Genomic DNA, 306 nt, shown 5'->3' on the forward strand with positions numbered 1-306 from the left:
GTGGCGACCGGCCCCGGGTGGCCCTGACTTTCGACGATGGCTGGCGCGACAACGCCGAGGTTGCCTATCCCCTGCTGGAACGCTACGAGGTGCCGGCAAGCATCTTCCTGTCCACGGACTTCATCGGTAGCCGTCAGGGTTTCTGGTGGGAGTCCATTGGCGAAACCCTATGGCAACAGGTCGACAGCGCCGCAGCCCAACCTCTATTGGCACAGTTGCGGGCCCTGGCGCTGGCACCGCCACCGGAACTGTTGCAGCCCGGCGCCGGTCACGCTCGCAGCCGCGCCCTGGGGGGCTATCTGCAAC

General features: G+C 66.7%; 1 protein-coding gene. It reads left to right on the top strand.

Annotated elements, in window-relative coordinates:
- Nucleotides 1-306, top strand: a 306-nt coding sequence (locus BLX41_RS20425) for a polysaccharide deacetylase family protein (RefSeq protein WP_148059671.1), incomplete at both ends; no start/stop codon positions are given.

The sequence above is a fragment of the Pseudomonas protegens genome (genome assembly GCF_003732485.1).
GTDB lineage: Bacteria > Pseudomonadota > Gammaproteobacteria > Pseudomonadales > Pseudomonadaceae > Aquipseudomonas > Aquipseudomonas protegens_B.